The following is a 684-nucleotide window of genomic DNA, read 5'->3' as shown; positions in this document are numbered from 1 at the left end:
ACTCCTCCGTAATTATTCGGCTCAGGAGGAGCGATAAAGATCGCCCCGGATAAAGGATCTGCTTTTGTATTCGGATCGTCTATCGCCTCGCTATAATTTGTGGAGATGGAGAATAGATCGCTTCCTTCAGGAGCGGGAGCCGACCCGGGAGAAGGAAAACTAGTCCCAGGAGGCAGATCCCCACAAAATGTATGCTTGCAAATCCGATCCAGCAACCCCGGTCCCCTTCCGCAATCCGCGAAAAAAGAAAGACCGGCGATACAAAGGATCGCGGATACCCTAAGCTTCATAACGAAATCCTTATGGAGCTTAGAAGTTGATCTGCGCTTTCAGAGTGTAATCTCTCTCTATGAGCGGTGCCACGAAGAAGTTATTCAAACCGTATTGGAGTGCACCAGGATTCAGCATATCTAAGGTATACCCTCGGATATTTTGCTGGGTGGAATCGGTTGCCCACCAGACCACGAATCCGGTCGTATCCTTGACCGCGATCTTAGGTCCTGTCTGGTTTCCGTAATTCGTAGTACTCACGAAGAATTCTCCAGCACCTTTGGCTGTCAAATTTCCCCCCATCGCGACGGCTCTTCCTCGAATGGTTTTCTTAGAAGACTCCTGATGTTCCCAAAGAGCGATAATATTTCCGGATACTAGATACAGTCCTCCGGGTTTTCTACTCGTGGCAGT

1 protein-coding gene and 1 pseudogene are annotated in these 684 nt (G+C 49.1%); both read right to left on the bottom strand.

Features of this window, described 5'->3' with window-relative positions; all coding sequences use genetic code 11:
* Nucleotides 1-290: pseudogene (locus EHR06_RS19065) on the bottom strand (SpvB/TcaC N-terminal domain-containing protein); the annotation flags it as partial.
* A gap of 19 nt (nucleotides 291-309) precedes the next feature.
* On the bottom strand, nucleotides 310-684 hold a 375-nt coding region (locus tag EHR06_RS19205), incomplete at its 5' end, for a hypothetical protein (protein ID WP_244288669.1).

This window comes from Leptospira dzoumogneensis (genome assembly GCF_004770895.1).
GTDB lineage: Bacteria > Spirochaetota > Leptospiria > Leptospirales > Leptospiraceae > Leptospira_B > Leptospira_B dzoumogneensis.
Note: the sequence above shows the minus strand (reverse complement) of the source record. Positions and strands in the feature narration are given on the sequence as shown.